The sequence below is a fragment of the Paenibacillus apis genome, assembly GCF_018333295.1.
Classification (GTDB): Bacteria; Bacillota; Bacilli; order Paenibacillales; family Paenibacillaceae; genus Fontibacillus; species Fontibacillus antibioticophila.
Map to the genome: position 1 here is coordinate 38,135 of NZ_BORS01000010.1, position 16,721 is coordinate 54,855.

The following is a 16,721-nucleotide window of genomic DNA, read 5'->3' on the forward strand; positions in this document are numbered from 1 at the left end:
GTTCTTACTTGAGCACGCTTCCTCCATACAGGAAACGATGCTTCCAGGAACCCGTCAGCTTGTCTTTCCGCACTCCTCCTGAGGAATTGGAATAGGTATGCAGTATCTCGCCGTTTCCGAGATAGATTCCCACATGCGTAATCCGTTCGGTATTCGGGTTCACCCCGGCATAGCTGGAAGCGGATGAGCCTTTGTAGCTCATGAAGAATACCAAGTCACCACGCTTTAAACTATCCATGCTATACACCGCGGTCCCATTATCCCGAATCCATGCCCCTTGCTTTCTTGAATCCGCCGGAAGGACAATGCCGATCGACTCCCGGTAGGCCTGTCTTACGAAGTCAGAGCAGTCGAAGGTGTCCGTCGTGTTTCGATCCGATCCATATTCATACGGTGTTCCGAGATACTTCTGCCCCGTCCGGATCACTTGCTCAATCTTTGCACTATCCGATGTCCCTGGCGATGGAGAAGGTGTCGGCGATGTCACCTTGCCGTTGATCTTCAGATACTTGGAAGATGTGCTGACGTATCCCTTCAGCCCATTCTCCGTCTCTACTTTATAAAAATAGCTATTGCTCTGATCCACGATGGTTACCTTGGTACCCTTGGGAAGCATCTTGATAACCTTCCCGCTAGTTGAAGGCTTATCCCGCAAATTGACTCCATAGATGACAACCCCTGCAGCTGTGCTGCTCCCGGCCTTCTGCACACTTATGTACTTGTCGGCCGCACTGAGATATCCGGTCGTACCTTCCGAGGTTCTTACTTTATAGAAATAATCGTTGCTCTGCTCCAGAATCGTCACTACAGATCCCTTGCCGACAAAACCGATGATTGAGCCGGATAGTGAAGGCTTTGAGCGCAGATTTACACCGCTAATAATTTGGCCTTGCTGTACAGTCTGGACGGCAGCCTCTGCTGCATAGGCTTGTCCCTGCCACGTAGGTAATGACGTAAATATCAATGCTCCCATGACCAGTATCGACATGCTCTTCTTCATTTGGTATACCTCCAGTTGTTCTTCTTGATGTCAAAGGTGGATCCTTGCCCTCCCTCCTTTCTTTGGCGCTCTTCCCATTATAGTCCATGTCGAATTGTGTCTAAATCGGTCATTTATCATATTGTGACTAGTAAAATATTCCTTAAAATTGGTTCTATGTACCTATTTTGTGAAAGTAAGAGAAAGTTCCACAAACTTTCACATAACTGTGTAAATATCATTATTTTTCAACCGATAAAAGAATTAGCTTACATATAATGACTAGTTTCTGGAGGGTTAGGAATGAAAGGAAAAAAGGGTTTACTCAATTCGATTTATGTAAAATGGACGGCACTTCTTCTGGCGATCTCGATTCTCCCACTACTGGCTTCAATCTATTTCTTTACAACTTACTTCGGCAATCTTCTTCAGCAGGACAATGAGCAAATCGCCAACCAGGCACTGGAATTCAATCTTGAACGGGTGGATGAATGGATCGGCACCAAAGTCGGAGCCGTATCTGATTTGATTGCCCAGCACGAAGAGTTCCGGACGATGGATTCAGACACGATATTCCCTATACTGAACATCCTAGATCAGAGCGACAATCAGTCTGAAGGATATAGCCTGATCGATAAGAACGGCCTGCTGCAAAATATGCTCGGCATGAGCTCCGATATGAGTACAGCAGATTATTTTTTGAAAGCTAAAGAAACAAAAACTTACTCCGTGGCCGATATGTCCTATCTGGAGGCTCTTGATCTGCATATCATCCCTCTCATTGTACCGATCACCGATGCAAACGGGGAGTTTCTGGGAGGGGTAGCCTTCTCAGTAACTCCTAAAGTCCTTGGGGATATGGGCAATAAGATCAAGCTGGGAGAGACAGGCTATGCCTACTTCATCTCCGGTGATGGTGTTTATTACTCCCATAGCGATATGAGCCGAATCGGCAAAAATGTTGCGGAATTCGAGGATACACCGGAGCAGGCCAAAGCGTTCCAGACCATCCTCGAACAAGAACAGGGCATGGTGAGCTACAAGGAGGAAGGTAAGGCGTTGCTCAGTTACTTTGGGACTGTTCCGAATACGAATTGGAAGCTTATCATTACTGTACCTGAACAAGAAATCACAGGTAAGCTTACCCAAGCCAATCAGCTTATTACGATTATTCTCATAGCTTCCATCATTGTTGTTACCTTCATTGCCCTCTTCTTCTCACGCAGGATCGTCAGACCGATCTTGCGCATCTCGCAAATTGTCCGCATCGTTGCGGAAGGAGATTTGAAGCAGCATGTTGAGGTCAAGTCGCGCGATGAGATCGGACAAATGAGCGAAGGCATTAATCTGATGATTTCGAACATGGCCGGTATCGTGCAGCAGATCAATACTACGATCGGGCGGGTCTCTGCTTCTTCCTCCGAGCTGCTTCAATCGGCTAATCACTCTGCACAGGCTGCCGGCGAGATCGCAACTTCCATCCAGGATGTTGCGGCAAGCGCAAATACTCAATTGCAAAGTGCCGAGCAATCCTCCAGAGCTATGGAGGAAATGTCCGTAGGTGTTCAGCGCATATCGGAAACCGCATCAGGCGTATCCGGACAGTCTGAGCATGTAACAAGCGAGGTTGAAAGTGGCTTCACTGAACTGCAGACTGCAATCACACAGATGAATAAGATCGGTCAATCCTCTATGGAGACAGCTTCAAAAATCAAAACAATGGAGGAGCACTCCGAGCAAATCGGTCAAATCGTCGATGTCATTTCTGAAATTTCAAGACAGACCTCCTTACTGGCCCTGAATGCTTCCATTGAAGCGGCCCGTGCCGGAGAACAAGGGCGAGGCTTTGCCATTGTCGCCAGCGAAGTGAAAAAGTTGGCCGAGCAAACCAACAATTCAATCGAGAGTATTTCAGAGATCGTTAAAGAAATTCAGAGTTTCTCCTCTGTCATCGTGGACGCGACAGAGCGCAACAATGAAGAGATTACCAGCGGAATTGAGCATATCCGGCAGGTGGGCGAACGGTTCCAGCATATCCGCCTCTCCATTCGCGAGGTATCGAATCAAATGCAGGATGTGTCCGCCACCACACAACAGCTATCGGCCGGCTCCGAGGAAATTACGGCTTCCGTGGAAGATATGTTCAGTACGGCGAAGGAGTCTGCAGGAAATGCACATGCCGTATCTGAAGCCTCCGAGCGCCAGAACGAAATTATGGATAGCTTCGTCCAGTCGTTCAAAACCCTCGATGAAATGATGACCGCCCTGAAGCAGCAGATTCAGGTTTTCAAATATTAGAAATTTATTGATAACACATGAGGCCGACCCCTGGAAGATATCTTCCGGAAGGGTTGGCCTCTTGGCTTCATTCTATTAAATTCCATCTGAGCTTGGTTCGACATGAACATGCACATGCATCACATTCTTCACTTTCCTCATCTGCTCTTCTACCCGGTCGCTAATCGCATGGCCTTGAATGACTGTCAGTTCAGGAGCTACCTCGATGACAACATCAACTAGTACATGATTGCCATGAACCCGCGCCTTCAGATCACGAATGCTCTCCACGCCTTCGGTCCGGGCAATCATTCTTTTCAGGTCGCTTAGCTCTCCCTCATCGAACCCATCCGTAAGGTTATGCGTGGCATCCCTGAAGATGTCCCAGGCCGTCTTGCAAATCAATATGCCGACCGCAATAGCCGCCGCCCCATCAAGCCACGGCAGCCCAAATTGGGCACCAATGATACCGACAGCAGCTCCGACACTGACCAGCGCATCGGATAAATTATCCTTGGCCGCTGCCATCAGTGCCTGATTGTTGATTCTTCTGGCTAAGTTACGGTTATACCAATAGACACCGCCCATAGCGGCCGCACAGACCAAGGCCACTCCTGCAGATATAACATCCGGCGTTCCCTTCTGACCTGCAAATAAAGATTCCACTGCAGTAATGATTACCTGGATGCCGACCATGGCCATAATGAATGAAGCCACCAGCGCGGCAATCGTCTCAGCCCGGAGGTGCCCGTAGGCATGATTAGAATCGGGCGGCTTCTGGGATATTCTCAAGCCAACAAGTACAGCTACCGAGGCAACGATATCCGTCAAATTATTAAACCCGTCCGCAAGCAGCGCGCTTGATGCAAACCAATAGCCGCTGAACAGCTTAAAAGCGGATAGCAGCAGATAAGCCGTGATACTGATCCAGGCACCGCGCTCTCCTTTTCGTATATCATCGTAAATGTCCATCCATCCCACCTCCAAAGCCTGTCGCGACAGTTGCTAGATCCCTGTCCCACGGAAAAACTCAACTCAAATCATTATTCCCGTTGTAACCCCTTTTAAAAACGTATATGATAAGGGCAAGCCCCTTTTCAACAACGAGGAGATGATTTTTGTGTCTGATAACACTAACGAACCGCGTAAAATTGACTTGGCCGAGGCCATGCGGCAAAAGCTGCAACAAAAGAAAGAGCAGCAAAAGAATGCTTCCAAGCCGGGAATGAACGGCAGCCTGCAGACAAAGGCATTGAGAACCCAGAACAACAAAAAACCTAACAATCAGCGTCGTCGGACCGGAGGATCATAATCCGGAAAGATGAAGAAGCTGCTTCTGCCTAATGATGGCGGAGCAGCTTTTGTTATTTAGCATTGAATTAAGTTGCAATCAATATCCCCTATTCCTAGTATATAAAATGACCTTGGTTCGGGTGACACCGAACCAAGGTCATTTATTTCAAGTAGTGTATTTATTATTGTTCCTCCGGATACATGCTCTTGCGGAGTTCTTGAATTTCTTCACTCTCTAAATATTCGTCGTATGTCATGACCTTATCGATAATGCCGTTCGGCGTAATCTCGATAATCCGGTTGGCAATCGTCTGAATGAACTGATGGTCATGGGACGTAAACAGAATCGTACCGTCAAAATCGATCAAGCCGTTATTCAATGCCGTGATCGATTCCAGGTCCAGGTGGTTGGTCGGCTCATCAAACAGCAGCACGTTGGCGCCGTTCAGCATCATTTTTGCGAGCATGCACCGAACCTTCTCGCCCCCGGACAATACGCTTGCCTTCTTGAGCGCTTCCTCACCGGAGAATAGCATTCTGCCAAGAAAGCCGCGCAGGAAGGTCTCATCCTGATCATTCGAATATTGACGCAGCCAATCCACCAGATTCATGTCCACGCCGTCAAAGTAGCTGGAGTTATCCTTCGGGAAATAAGCCTGCGAGGTAGTAATCCCCCAGCTGTATTCACCGTTATCCGCCTCAAGCTCACCCATGAGCACCTGGAACAACGTCGTCTTCGGCAAAGAATTCGGGCCGACAAACGCGATTTTATCGCCTTTATTAACGACAAAGCTGAGATTATCCAGCACCTTCTCGCCTTCTACGGTCTTGCTCACGTTGTCCAGAGTAAGCAATTGCTTACCTGCTTCACGCTCAGCCTTGAAGTGCAGGAACGGATACTTACGGTTGGAAGGACGGATATCCTCCAAAGTAATCTTATCCAGTTGTTTCTTCCGGGAGGTCGCCTGCTTCGACTTGGAAGCATTGGCGGAGAAGCGCTGAATGAACGCCTGCAGCTCCTTGATCTTCTCTTCCTTCTTCTTGTTCGCGTCCCGCTGCAATTGCAGGGCAAGTTGACTGGACTCATACCAGAAGTCGTAGTTGCCAACATACATTTGAATCTTGCCGAAGTCGATATCGGCGATATGGGTACATACTTTATTCAGGAAGTGACGGTCATGGGATACCACAATAACTGTACCTTCATAATCCATCAGGAAGTTCTCCAGCCATTGGATAGACTCCAAATCCAAATGGTTGGTAGGCTCGTCAAGCAGCAGGTTGTTCGGACGGCCGAACAATGCTTGCGCCAGCAAGACACGAACCTTCTCATTGCCGCTCAGCTCAGACATTTTCTTATCATGCAGGTCACGCGGAATTCCGAGGCCGATCAGGAGTGCAGCCGCATCAGGCTCAGCGTCCCAGCCATTCAACTCGGCAAATTCGCCCTCCAGCTCGCCGGCACGCATCCCGTCTTCTTCCGAGAAATCAGCCTTCGCATACAAGGCATCCTTCTCTTTCATAATAGAGTACAGGCGGCTATGGCCCATAATGACCGTCTCCAGCACCGCATAATCGTCATATTCGTAATGGTTCTGCTTGAGCACGGCCATGCGTTCGCCCGGCGTCATGCTTACTTCACCCTGATTCGGCTCAATTTCTCCGGCGAGAATCTTCAGGAATGTTGACTTCCCCGCCCCGTTCGCCCCAATTAAACCGTAGCAATTTCCTGGCGTAAACTTTATATTCACATCTTCAAAAAGTGCCCGTTTTCCATAGCGGAGCGTCACACCACTCGTACTGATCATTGAAATAATCCCATCCTTTATGAGTTATCACACTACTGACTCCGTATTATAACACATATTTCCCGGGAAGTTGAGCCTTCTCGGATATTGGAGGTGTACGAGCCACGGTCTTTGTCCTCAGAGATGGCGGGGCTGGAGCGCTGGGGTTTCGGGACTTGAGTGCTAGAGTCTTGGGGCTCGGAGTGCTGGGGTACTCGGGACTTGAGTGCTAATAGTATTGAGGCTCGGAGTGCTGGGGTTTCGGGGCAGTGTCGGAGTCTCGGAGCAGTGCTGGAGTCTCGCTGGAGCTCGGAGTGCTGGAATTGCGGGCTTTGTGGGGAAGCAGGGTGTACTTACTTTCAGCAGTTCTCGCCGCAGCAGTATCTTCGTGGTAGTGGTTGTGCTGGTTGTGGTTGTGGTTGTGGTTGTGGTTGTGGTTGTGGTTGTGGTTGCGGTTGTGTTGTTGCGGTCGTTGTGGCCGTTGTGGTTGATTGAGGAGGTTTGCACGAAAAATCGTATAAAATTCTCGGAAGAAGGGCGGTTATTGAGATTTTATACGATTTTCCATACAAATTATGCAAACTAGAGGCCTCCGGGCTACGATTTATACGAAATTTCGTATAAATTGCTGTGTTAGCAGGTTTTCGCATTCATAGTTATACGGAATTTCGTACAACTTCCTTAGAAGCGCGGCAACGATTTGTGCGGTTGTGTAGATTGCGATTGCAACACAACAGATTCTTGATTCTTATAAACCAGTAAAGGCGGTGATCGATAATACAAAAGAGATCAATATTGTGTATGCACTGGTCAGTAATAAGGAAGGAGAAAGGGATTACACGGGATGATCTGGCCCATTTTATCGGGGTATCTAAGTATCCGTGTCCAAATGGGTAGCGGGCAAAGTTATCCGGATGTGCCCTTGCGGTAGCTAACGGCTGCTTTCTGTTGCTGGTCGCGGGTGCTGCTGCAATATTCAAGAAACGGCTCCAACATTTAAGAAACGGCTCCAACATTCAAGAAGCAGCTGCTATAACAGCAGCCGCTTCTTTTCCACACACAACATCACTTCGCAGGAAAGCCGAAGGCGGCTGACCCGATCCCGTCTAAAACATCGCCTCCGTCATCAAGACATCAGCATCGCGCTATGCGTCAGATCAAAAAGATGTGTATCCCTCATTGATTTTCTTAATGATATCGAGTGGAACCTTCGGCTCCCGATTCCAGGTGAGCAAACCGCAAATTTCCGTCTCCGTATCGGTCAGTTGAGTGTAGCAGTAGCCTTGAACCAGCTTTGAGGAAACGTACGGATGAATGACATCCACCAATTGCTGCACAAATTCCTCCTGATTCTCCGCCTTTGGCTCTACGATCGGAGCAGTCGGCTCGCAATGGTAGTTCACTCCTCCAAATTCAGTGCAAAGAACCGGCTCGCCTTGATAGGAGAACCCCGGGTTATAAATAAACTTCTTCCCGTTCAATCCAGGCATGTCAGCAATGATGTTCTTAATATCCGAGTACCGTTCACGCAAAACTTCAGGATCCTTGCAGTAGTCATGCACGGTGCATAAGTCCGATTTGCAATGCTCCCAGCCGTCATTGGAGATCACCAGCCTAGTGGAATCCACCGACTTCGTAAAGTGATACAGGGACTGGGCATGATGCTGCTGCTTCTCATTATAATAAATGTCGGCAACTCCCCAGCTTTCATTGAGCGGCACCCAGACAACGATAGAAGGATGGTTATAATCACGCTCGATGACTTCTTTCCATTCATCCATCATCCGATGGGCGTACTGCTCAGTGTATATATAAGCGGCTGCCATTTCTCCCCATACCAGAGCTCCCAATTTATCGCACCAATACAAATAGCGCGGATCGGCAACCATCATATGCTTTCTGAGTCCATTGAAGCCCATCGCTTTCGCGAGCTCCACATCCCTGCGGATCGCTTCATCCGTTGGTCCTGTCAACAAACTCTCCGGAAAATAACCCTGATCGAGTACAAGCTTCATCTCATATGGGCGGTTATTCAGACTTAGCTTGCCATTATCAACCGAGATTTTCCGCATTCCGAAGTAACTCTCGATCCGATCAACAATAATTCCGTCCACCTTTAATTCAAAGAACACATCATATAAATTGGGATGTTCCGGCGACCACCATCTTCCCATTCCATGATCGTTGAAGTCGCGCAGGTTAATTCGCCAGGCTTCCACACTAGCATGCACAACTCTTTGTTCTTCAGAGATAGCTTCTCCATTAAATTGAATGATCGTCGAAAGCTCGAACTTCTGAACTTTGTTCCAACCCTCGAAAAATGGCTGTATTTCGATTTCATTCGTATCAAGATGCGGAGTGAAACGGACTTTACTCATATGGACTTCATCCACATACTCAATCCAGACAGACTGCCAAATGCCTGTCATATTTGTAAACCACATGACTTCCCCTTTTTCTTTCCAGTATTGCTTGCCTCTCGGGATCGTCAAATCGTCCAAATAGTCATGAGCCATCAGTGTAATTACCGCCTGATGCTCATGGATTAGTTCGGTAATGTCCAGAGAAAAGGAAGAAAATCCTCCTCGATGGCTTCCGGCGCGCTGTCCATTTACCCAGACTTGGCATTCATAGTCCACGGCCCCAAAATGCAGTACAGCACGTTTATTGCTATATTCCTCCGGAATGCTGACCGTTCTTTGATACCAGACCCGTTCATGGTTGCTTTTATCTTCAATGCTGCTTAACCCGCTTTGATAGCTGAAAGGGACGGTAATCTCCATAGGAAACGTTTCCTTGCCCAGGTACCACTTCTGCTTCAGTCCTATTTTACGATCGTCGAATGCAAAGGACCAACTTCCGTTGAGACTCTGCCAGGAATCCCTGACGAACTGAGGTCGAGGATATTCAGGTCTAACACTTGTCATGGTTTCCCCCCTATTCAAAACTTACCTTCATTAAAGTCCCTGATCACGGCCAACGGAATTTTCGGTTCTCGGTTAAAATCCAGTAATCCGTTGATTTCTTGCTCTACATCCGTCAATTGAGTATAGCAGTAGCCCTGAATTAGCGTTGAATCATACATAGCTTTGATAACGGCCCGCACACGTTTCTTGAAATCTTCCGTATCGCTAGCCCCCGAATATCCCCAGCCGGTAACGTCACCCTTTTGAAAAGATATCCCTCCAAACTCAGTCATCAGAATCGGTTGTCCATCGTATTGGAATCCCTGCACATATACATCACGATTCTGGGGAGCGTCCATAGCCGATTCAATCTCGCTGTATTTCATGACCAACTTATTGTAATCCCATTGATAATCGTGAATGGTGCACAGATCCGATTGAACATGCTCCCAGCCGTCATTTGAAATGACCAATCTGGTAGGGTCAAGCGACTTCGTCAAATGGTACATTGCCATTGCATGAGAACGCTGTTGCTCATCCACCTTGATATTCGGGATTCCCCAGCTTTCATTTAAAGGAACCCACACCATAATGGACGGGCTGTTAAAGTCGCGATTCACCGCTTCAATCCATTCAGCCGTAAACTTTTGAACATAATCCTCGCTAAAGGCGTATGCGTTAGCCGCTTCTCCCCACACAGCAACTCCAAGGTGATCGCACCAGTATAAAAATCGGGGATCTTCAATCTTTTGATGCTTTCTCACACTGTTAAAGCCCATCTGCTTGATTAATTCGACATCCCGTTTCAATGCCTCGTCAGAAGGAGCGGTGAGGATACCTCCAGGAAAATAACCTTGATCCAAGACCGACTTCATAAAGAAAGGCCGGTTATTCAGACACAGCTTCCCGCTATCTACCGAGACCTTCCGCATCCCGAAATAGCTTCTTACCACATCCGTTTCAATCCCGTTCACAGTTACCCGGTACTCTACATCATAGAGATTCGGCTTGTCCGGACTCCACCAGCGCCCCATACCATGGTCGTTAAAATCATGAAGCTCTATGCGGCGTTTCTGCCTGGAAGAAATCATTTGATATTCTTCATTTGCGATGACCTCTCCTTGGAAGGACACCCGGGTATTTACCCGGATATCCGCTTCACCAGTCCAGTTTTCAACCACATATTGAATTCCGATTTCATTACGATCAATATCAGGGTAGTAGCTTACCCGGCTTAAATGAATCGGTTCTACTGCTTCCATCCATACAGATTGCCAGATGCCCGTAGTAGAAGTATAAAAGATCAGCTCTGATTTCTCCTTCCAGAACTGTTTGCCCCGCGGCAACGTTACGTCTGTGCTGTAGTCTTGTGCCTGAACCGTAATGTCGTTTGATTCATCCGGACGAAGGAATTCCGTAATATTTGCCGAAAAAGGGGTGTGGCCGCCTATATGAGTTGCTGCCAGATGCCCGTTAACCCATACTTTTGAGGCGTAATCAACGGCTCCAAAATGCAAAATGATCTCCTTCCCTTTCATTTCCAAAGGGATGCTGACTTTTTTCTTATACCAGACAGTATCGTGAAATTCGGATATCCCTATTCCGCTCAGTTCACTCTGGTAGCAGAAGGGAACTTGGATCTGACGATCCAAAGCCACTTCTCCATACCAACGCTCTGTCTCCCCAATCTGAGCATCGTCAAATTGGAACTGCCACTCACCGTTTAGGCATACCCATGCCGTACGCTCAAATTGCGGCCGCGGATACTCATTTCTCAAATAACTATTATTCATCGTTATAATCTCTCTCCTCTACCTATCACACTTTACAGGCTTAGGCCTACGGCTTTGATTTCCTTTATAAAATTCTCTTCCATTTCATCCAGCGCATCCTGAGGAGACAATTCTTCTCTCAGTACGGCTTGAATCGCGTTTTCCATAATATCGTTCAGCTTAGGAGAAACATATGGAACGTCCGGATCCACTAAAATCTGAGCAGCCGACAGGGAATCCAGCAGCGCCGGGTACATCGGGCTAGAATTCAGAATTTCCGGCCGATCGTAGTTCGACGTCCGGGTTGGATCCATCGTATAGTCGATTTTCAGAAGCTCTCCATCTTTTGAAGTCACATATTCCAAGAACTTATAAGTCGCATCCGGGTATTTAGCCGATTTGGTCATCGCGATGGCCCATCCGCCCATTGTAGGGGCTCCGCCCGGCGTTACACCGAAACCAACTTTTCCCTTTACCTTAGATTGCTCGCCTTCAATCGTGCTGTATAGTCCCGGCCATTGCTCCATCATGGCAACATCGCCGTTTGCGAACAGGGTATTGGCTTCATCCCATCCCAATTGCAGCCATTCGGAAGGAGCATACTTCTTCAATTCCAGCATCGTTTCCATAGCTTTCAGTCCGGCTTCATTGTTAAAAGCAGGTTCGAAATTTTCGTCGACGTCTTTGCCGCCATAGGCTGCCAACCGATTTTGCCAAATCAAACGACTGTTTGTTTTGGAGGCCATGGAGCTATATCCATATTTAGTTGGAGAATCCGGATTGTATTTTTGAGTGAAAAATTCAGCAGTAGACAAGAAGTCTTCAACCGTAGTAGGAACCACTAAATCCTTTCCCGTCTTTTCCTTATAAAGCTGTTGAATCTCCGGATCCTCGAACAAGTCCTGACGATAGAAGAATAATTGCGAATCCGGCTTGTAAGGGAAGGCAACCAATCTATTTTGGAACAAACCGTAGCTTTTCAATAAGCTCGGAATAAAATCTTCAAGATCCAGATTCGGACTGGCGATTCTGTTAATGTACGGCTGCAGGTCCTGAACCAGCCCACCTTCAGCATAACTATGAATATTCGCTACCGGCATTAGGACAGCATCAAACTGTTGTCCGGTATTCAAATCCAACTGGATCTTCTCAATGTCGTTGCCTGCAGGGAAGCTCTGAACCTCTACCGTTGCCCCTGAAGCTTCTTCAAAATACTTTGCGGCATTCTTCAATGCATCCGCAAAGTCTCCTGTCCGGGTAGCAACTACAATTTTTTGCCCTGCGTACTGGCCTCCCAGGGTTCCTCCCCCGTTCAAGTCAGTCAGTTTAATGCCTAATACATCCGGCGCATTCACGGTCGCTTCTTTAAACTCCGCTAGCGATTCGGCGGGCTCGGACGATGATTCATTTTTGCCGCCGCATGCGCTCAGCACGAATGAAAGTGATAATAGACCAACAAGAATAAGGTTGAATTTCTTCTTCATAGGTTTTGACCTCCTGGTTTAATAAATTGAACTGGTATACCTAGCTGGGGTTAACCCTTTACAGCCCCTGCCGTAATTCCTGCCTGGATGTATTTCTGGGTCGTCAAGGCTAGAATAAGCGCTGGTATAAAGGCTATAGTTCCAGCGGCTGCTAAAGTGCCAAACGGTGTATCCTTTTGCAATTGGATCATTCCGCTAATGCCCAAAGGCAGCGTCTTATTCTGGTCGGTAAAGATAAGAACCAGGGATAAGCTGAATTCATTGTATGCAGCCAAAAAAACAAGGATAGCTGCCACGACAATTCCGGGAACGATAAGGGGAAGCGCGATTCTCCAATACGTATTGAATTCATTGCATCCGTCTATCTTTGCCGCTTCAAAGATCTCCGTCGGCAATTCATCGAAGAACCCCATGAACAGCCAAATGGCTAACGGCAAGGCTGCTGTAACGTAAACGATAATGAGGGTAAATAAAGTATCCAGAATGCCTAACTTCTGAAAAATGATGTAGTAAGGAATAATGAATACAAGACCGGGCACCATTCTCATCACGATAATCGCATATTGCCAGAAAGCTCGTCCTTTAAATTTGAAGCGCGAGAATCCGTATCCGGCAAATGTAGCCACGATAATTGCACATGCAGTACTAGTAATCGCTACAAACATACTATTGAAGAAATACGTACCGATTTGATGCTTTGTAAAAACTTCAATGTAATTCTGCAGGACCCATTTCGAGGGGATGAATTCCGGCGGAACCTTCATGATCTGTCCGGTCGATTTAAAAGAAGTCGTAATCGCCCAGTAAATCGGGAATAGGAACAAAATTACAAAAAAAGCAAGCAGCAAGTAAAGTACTATTTTTTCTACGCTATTTTTTTTCAAAGTTACCCCTCCTTGCTACTGCCGATCATTTCGGATTAATTTCATAAATATAAGCGTAACGAAAATGATAATGATAAAGAATATGATGGCGCCTGCTGAACCAGCGCCTACATTCATATATCGAAATGCAGTTTTGTAGATCATTGTGCCCATGGTCTCTGTACTGTCTCCAGGGCCCCCGTCCGTCAAGATCATAATCGAATCGAATATTTTCAAAGCGTCCATGACCCGTAAAGAAACAACCAAGGCAATAAAGTTCCGAGTAAGCGGGAGCGTAATTTTGAAAAAGACCCTCACACGGTTGGCCCCGTCAATGGCTGCACTTTCATAGATATCTTTTGGCACCGTTTGCAAAGCCGCGATTAAAATCAACATACAGAAGGGAGTCGCCCCCCAGACGTCAATAAGGATGACTGCGATCTTTGCGGGCAAAGTCTCCCCGGTCCATGCGACAGCCTGCAAGCCAAGCGACTCGAACAAATAATTGATCGGGCCGTAAATAGCTCCAAACATAATCTTCCACATGGTCGTCGAGACGACCGGTGCGAGCATCATCGGCAAAATAAATAGACTCTTGAAAATTTTTGTTTGTCTGCTGACCTTTTCGTTATTTAAAATCAGGGCCAGAATCATTCCCAGCGTCACATTCAGCAATACGGTAAAGAAGGTGAACACCAGCGTCCAACCAATAGACTTCATAAACGGGCCATTAGTCAGCATATATTTGTAATTATCTAACCCAGTCCATCTGATCATCGAATTCGGCAGCGACAAATTATAATTTAATAGACTTATATAGATGGAGTAAGCCAGCGGCACAATTGCTAATAAAACGATAAGTATGACGGCCGGCCCAATAAATAAGTAGGGCGTAGCCCTTTCCGACAGCTTTTTGACAGCCCCTGCTCCTGATTTCATGAAATTTCCACCTTCATTCCTCTCTGGATAACGCTTACACTTAAATGACGAATACTACTGCTTCTAATCCCCTTTCGATATTCCCAGCTCTCCTTCCCTAAAGTCGTTTATTAGTTTGAGATCCATTAGATTAAAGTTGCATTTTTATACTATTATATTTTTTCGGATTAATATATACTAAATACAGTATAAAGTATATTAAATATATTAAGATAAATTATCCTCTTGTCTTTAAAGGACTTTTCATATACTAATAGCGGTTTAATTTATAGACTTAACTGATTGTGAAATATATAATCTACTTGGTATAAAAAATATTATGTCGTAGGTGTGATCATTCAATATGAAAGAACAACCGCTGTACAAGCAAATCCAAGAGAAAATCAAGGAACAAATACGCTTGGGGATTCTTCGCCCGGGGGATCGGGTAGGTTCGGAAAAGGAACTGTCGCAGCTGTATTGTGTCAGCCAGATCACAACAAAAAATGCCCTAATCGGGCTTGCTGAAGAGGGATGGGTGGAACGTGTTCAAGGGAAAGGGACCTTTGTATCTTCGCAGTCTTCTGAGGTGCATCCAGTATCTGCACATCCTGTATTAATTGGGGTCATCCTTCCCAGCATGAAGAACATGATTGACCAGCAGTTGCTTAACTATATTGAACAGTACACCTATGAGGAAGGATTTCAAATCCTGCTGCGCATAACGAGAGAATCTGTAGAGAAGGAGACCCAATCGGTCAGGGATCTGCTGGAACTCGGAATCAAGGGCTTAATTATTTTCCCTACAGAAGCAGAAAACTATAATGAATCTATCATACAGTTGTCTTTTGATAAGTTTCCTATAGTCCTTGTTGACCGCTTCTTCAAGAACATTCGTGTCCCCCATGTTATCTCCGATAACGTGACGGGAACCTTCGAGGCAATTAGGCACCTGCTAAATAAAGGGCATCGCCAAATCGCTTATATTTCACCTGAAATCACAAATTCAGTTACTGAAGACCGCGCAGCCGGATATGAAAAGGCTTATCTGGAGCATCACATTCCCATCGATAAATCGCTTTGGTGTCTTCTCAGCTTGAATTCAATTCAGCAAAATACTGCGGAGCAAATGATCGCGGATTTTTTAGAGGCTAAAGATAATGTCACCGCAATTTTTACCGTCAATGTCCGGCTGGCCCATATGGTACATGCCTATTTGCGGAAGCACGGATTATTGGATCGGATTGAGCTTATGACATTCGATATCCCGGACATTCCCGGAGTATCTTATGTGGCTCAAAACATAGAATCCATCAGCCGGAAAAGCATTGAAATGCTGAAGGCCCAATTAACCGGGGAAAATGTGCCTCAGCAGCACCTGGAGCCGGTAAAGCTATGTTTGCCTTCCAACTAAAAAAGTAGCGTGAGCATCAAATATTCGAACTTGTGCTCACGCTATTTGCTTATCTACATAAGCCGCAATGTCTCCCCGTGCAGCAGCACCTTAATTGCTTCCTCGGGAATCCCGCGCTTTGCCCGGTCCGCCTCCAGCCGATCCAGCGCCTCCCTTGCAGTATCATCGGCAAGCCGGAATGTGCCGTAATGCATAGGCACCATCAGCTCCGCCTTCACATCGAGAAAAGCCTGAACGGCTTCCTCCGGGGTCGTGTGCTGGCTGGTCATGAACCATTCCGGCTCATACGCTCCGATCGGCAATAGCGCCACCGAGATATCGAAGCGTTCGCCGATCTGCTTGAAGCCGGGAAAATATCCGCTGTCTCCGGCAAAATAGATGCTTCGCATCGAGCCTGAAGCATCCTCCAGCACAAACCCGCCCCAATGCGAGGTGTTCGTATCGAAGGGCGTTCTCCGCGTCCAGTGCTGGGTCGGGACAAAGGAAATCCTGGCGTCTCCAATTTGCATACTTTCCCACCAGTTCAGCTCGCGGACACGCCGGAAGCCCTTGCGAGCCATCTTGCGGGCTAATCCGATCGGGACGATCAGCTGCGTATTCTCGCGATATAATCTCCGGATGGAGGATACATGCATATGGTCGTAGTGCGAATGTGAAATGAGAATCACATCCACCTCCGGCACATCACCGATCGGCAGTCCCGGCATCCCCAATCTCCGCTGAAATCCCATCCGCATGGCCCAGACCGGATCTGTAACGATATTAAGACCGGCGAATTGGATCAGAAAAGTGGAATGCCCGATCCATGTAATCGCAAGCTCGCTGCGGTTGGAGCTTAGATAGTCGAGCTGCGGAGGAGAATTGGGAATTAAGTATGAGTAGTCCTTCTTCTTCCGGCGGCGTTCCTCCCGCCATTGCCTGAATTGCTTCAAGGTCTTATCCGTACTGACATTGTCCAGATTGGTATAACGCGTCTTCGGCATTTAAAGATTCCTCCTTCCAGCCCCTGCTCTATCTCTTTTTTCATT

Annotated in this window: 13 protein-coding genes; 4 read left to right on the plus strand and 9 right to left on the minus strand. The window is 47.0% G+C overall.

Annotation, left to right across the window (positions count from 1 at the left end; genetic code table 11):
- Positions 1–4: 4 nt before the first annotated feature.
- Entirely contained in the window at positions 5–1,000 is a 996-nt protein-coding gene (locus tag KI362_RS15125) for a C40 family peptidase (protein WP_301628262.1), read from the minus strand.
- Positions 1,001–1,282: 282 nt separating this feature from the next.
- Here KI362_RS15125 and KI362_RS15130 point away from each other — a divergent pair, with 282 nt between their 5' ends.
- The gene (locus KI362_RS15130; RefSeq protein WP_301628264.1) at positions 1,283–3,277 is read left to right on the plus strand and encodes a methyl-accepting chemotaxis protein; all 1,995 of its coding nucleotides are present in this window, start codon (positions 1,283–1,285) and stop codon (positions 3,275–3,277) included.
- A 75-nt stretch (positions 3,278–3,352) separates the two neighbouring features.
- Here KI362_RS15130 and KI362_RS15135 read toward each other — a convergent pair whose 3' ends face one another.
- Positions 3,353–4,228 (minus strand): cation diffusion facilitator family transporter, encoded by an 876-nt coding sequence (locus KI362_RS15135; protein WP_301628266.1) that lies wholly within the window; start codon positions 4,226–4,228, stop codon positions 3,353–3,355.
- 139 nt (positions 4,229–4,367) lie between these two features.
- On the opposite strand from KI362_RS15135, the gene KI362_RS15140 reads away from it, so the two are divergent.
- On the plus strand, positions 4,368–4,568 hold the full coding sequence (locus tag KI362_RS15140; protein ID WP_301628267.1) for a hypothetical protein: 201 nt from the start codon (positions 4,368–4,370) through the stop codon (positions 4,566–4,568).
- A gap of 163 nt (positions 4,569–4,731) precedes the next feature.
- On the opposite strand, the gene KI362_RS15145 is transcribed toward KI362_RS15140, so the two are convergent.
- Positions 4,732–6,357, minus strand: a complete 1,626-nt coding sequence (locus KI362_RS15145; RefSeq protein ID WP_301628269.1) for an ABC-F family ATP-binding cassette domain-containing protein — start codon at positions 6,355–6,357, stop codon at positions 4,732–4,734.
- A gap of 205 nt (positions 6,358–6,562) precedes the next feature.
- On the opposite strand from KI362_RS15145, the gene KI362_RS15150 reads away from it, so the two are divergent.
- Positions 6,563–6,922: a hypothetical protein gene (locus KI362_RS15150; RefSeq protein WP_301628271.1), complete on the plus strand. Its 360-nt coding sequence runs from the start codon at positions 6,563–6,565 to the stop codon at positions 6,920–6,922.
- Between the two features lie 571 nt (positions 6,923–7,493).
- Here the strand turns inward: KI362_RS15150 and KI362_RS15155 are convergent.
- The 5 genes from KI362_RS15155 to KI362_RS15175 are packed head-to-tail and all read right to left on the minus strand — an operon-like array spanning position 7,494 to position 14,300.
- Positions 7,494–9,263, minus strand: coding sequence for a glycoside hydrolase family 2 protein (locus tag KI362_RS15155; protein ID WP_301628273.1), 1,770 nt, complete (start codon positions 9,261–9,263; stop codon positions 7,494–7,496).
- Positions 9,264–9,277: 14 nt separating this feature from the next.
- Positions 9,278–11,035: a glycoside hydrolase family 2 protein gene (locus KI362_RS15160; RefSeq protein WP_301628274.1), complete on the minus strand. Its 1,758-nt coding sequence runs from the start codon at positions 11,033–11,035 to the stop codon at positions 9,278–9,280.
- A 32-nt stretch (positions 11,036–11,067) separates the two neighbouring features.
- Complete coding sequence (locus tag KI362_RS15165) at positions 11,068–12,498, minus strand: ABC transporter substrate-binding protein (RefSeq protein ID WP_301628276.1); 1,431 nt, start codon at positions 12,496–12,498, stop codon at positions 11,068–11,070.
- A gap of 50 nt (positions 12,499–12,548) precedes the next feature.
- On the minus strand, positions 12,549–13,382 hold the full coding sequence (locus KI362_RS15170) for a carbohydrate ABC transporter permease (protein WP_301628278.1): 834 nt from the start codon (positions 13,380–13,382) through the stop codon (positions 12,549–12,551).
- A gap of 15 nt (positions 13,383–13,397) precedes the next feature.
- Positions 13,398–14,300, minus strand: coding sequence for a carbohydrate ABC transporter permease (locus tag KI362_RS15175; protein ID WP_301628280.1), 903 nt, complete (start codon positions 14,298–14,300; stop codon positions 13,398–13,400).
- A 343-nt stretch (positions 14,301–14,643) separates the two neighbouring features.
- Here KI362_RS15175 and KI362_RS15180 point away from each other — a divergent pair, with 343 nt between their 5' ends.
- Positions 14,644–15,693, plus strand: coding sequence for a GntR family transcriptional regulator (locus tag KI362_RS15180; protein ID WP_301628282.1), 1,050 nt, complete (start codon positions 14,644–14,646; stop codon positions 15,691–15,693).
- Between the two features lie 53 nt (positions 15,694–15,746).
- Here the strand turns inward: KI362_RS15180 and KI362_RS15185 are convergent, their stop codons facing one another.
- Positions 15,747–16,676, minus strand: a complete 930-nt coding sequence (locus KI362_RS15185) for an MBL fold metallo-hydrolase (RefSeq protein ID WP_301628284.1) — start codon at positions 16,674–16,676, stop codon at positions 15,747–15,749.
- Positions 16,677–16,721 lie beyond the last annotated feature (45 nt).

Excerpts from the sequence above, each read along its gene's own strand:
- KI362_RS15125 (WP_301628262.1), bottom strand. The coding sequence starts at position 1,000 with ATGAAGAAGAGCATGTCGATACTGGTCATGGGAGCATTGATATTTACG.
- KI362_RS15165 (WP_301628276.1), bottom strand. The coding sequence starts at position 12,498 with ATGAAGAAGAAATTCAACCTTATTCTTGTTGGTCTATTATCACTTTCA.
- KI362_RS15135 (WP_301628266.1), bottom strand. The coding sequence starts at position 4,228 with ATGGACATTTACGATGATATACGAAAAGGAGAGCGCGGTGCCTGGATC.
- KI362_RS15185 (WP_301628284.1), bottom strand. The coding sequence starts at position 16,676 with ATGCCGAAGACGCGTTATACCAATCTGGACAATGTCAGTACGGATAAG.
- KI362_RS15180 (WP_301628282.1), top strand. The coding sequence starts at position 14,644 with ATGAAAGAACAACCGCTGTACAAGCAAATCCAAGAGAAAATCAAGGAA.
- KI362_RS15160 (WP_301628274.1), bottom strand. The coding sequence starts at position 11,035 with ATGAATAATAGTTATTTGAGAAATGAGTATCCGCGGCCGCAATTTGAG.
- KI362_RS15130 (WP_301628264.1), top strand. The coding sequence starts at position 1,283 with ATGAAAGGAAAAAAGGGTTTACTCAATTCGATTTATGTAAAATGGACG.
- KI362_RS15140 (WP_301628267.1), top strand. The coding sequence starts at position 4,368 with ATGATTTTTGTGTCTGATAACACTAACGAACCGCGTAAAATTGACTTG.
- KI362_RS15145 (WP_301628269.1), bottom strand. The coding sequence starts at position 6,357 with ATGATCAGTACGAGTGGTGTGACGCTCCGCTATGGAAAACGGGCACTT.
- KI362_RS15175 (WP_301628280.1), bottom strand. The coding sequence starts at position 14,300 with ATGAAATCAGGAGCAGGGGCTGTCAAAAAGCTGTCGGAAAGGGCTACG.
- KI362_RS15155 (WP_301628273.1), bottom strand. The coding sequence starts at position 9,263 with ATGACAAGTGTTAGACCTGAATATCCTCGACCTCAGTTCGTCAGGGAT.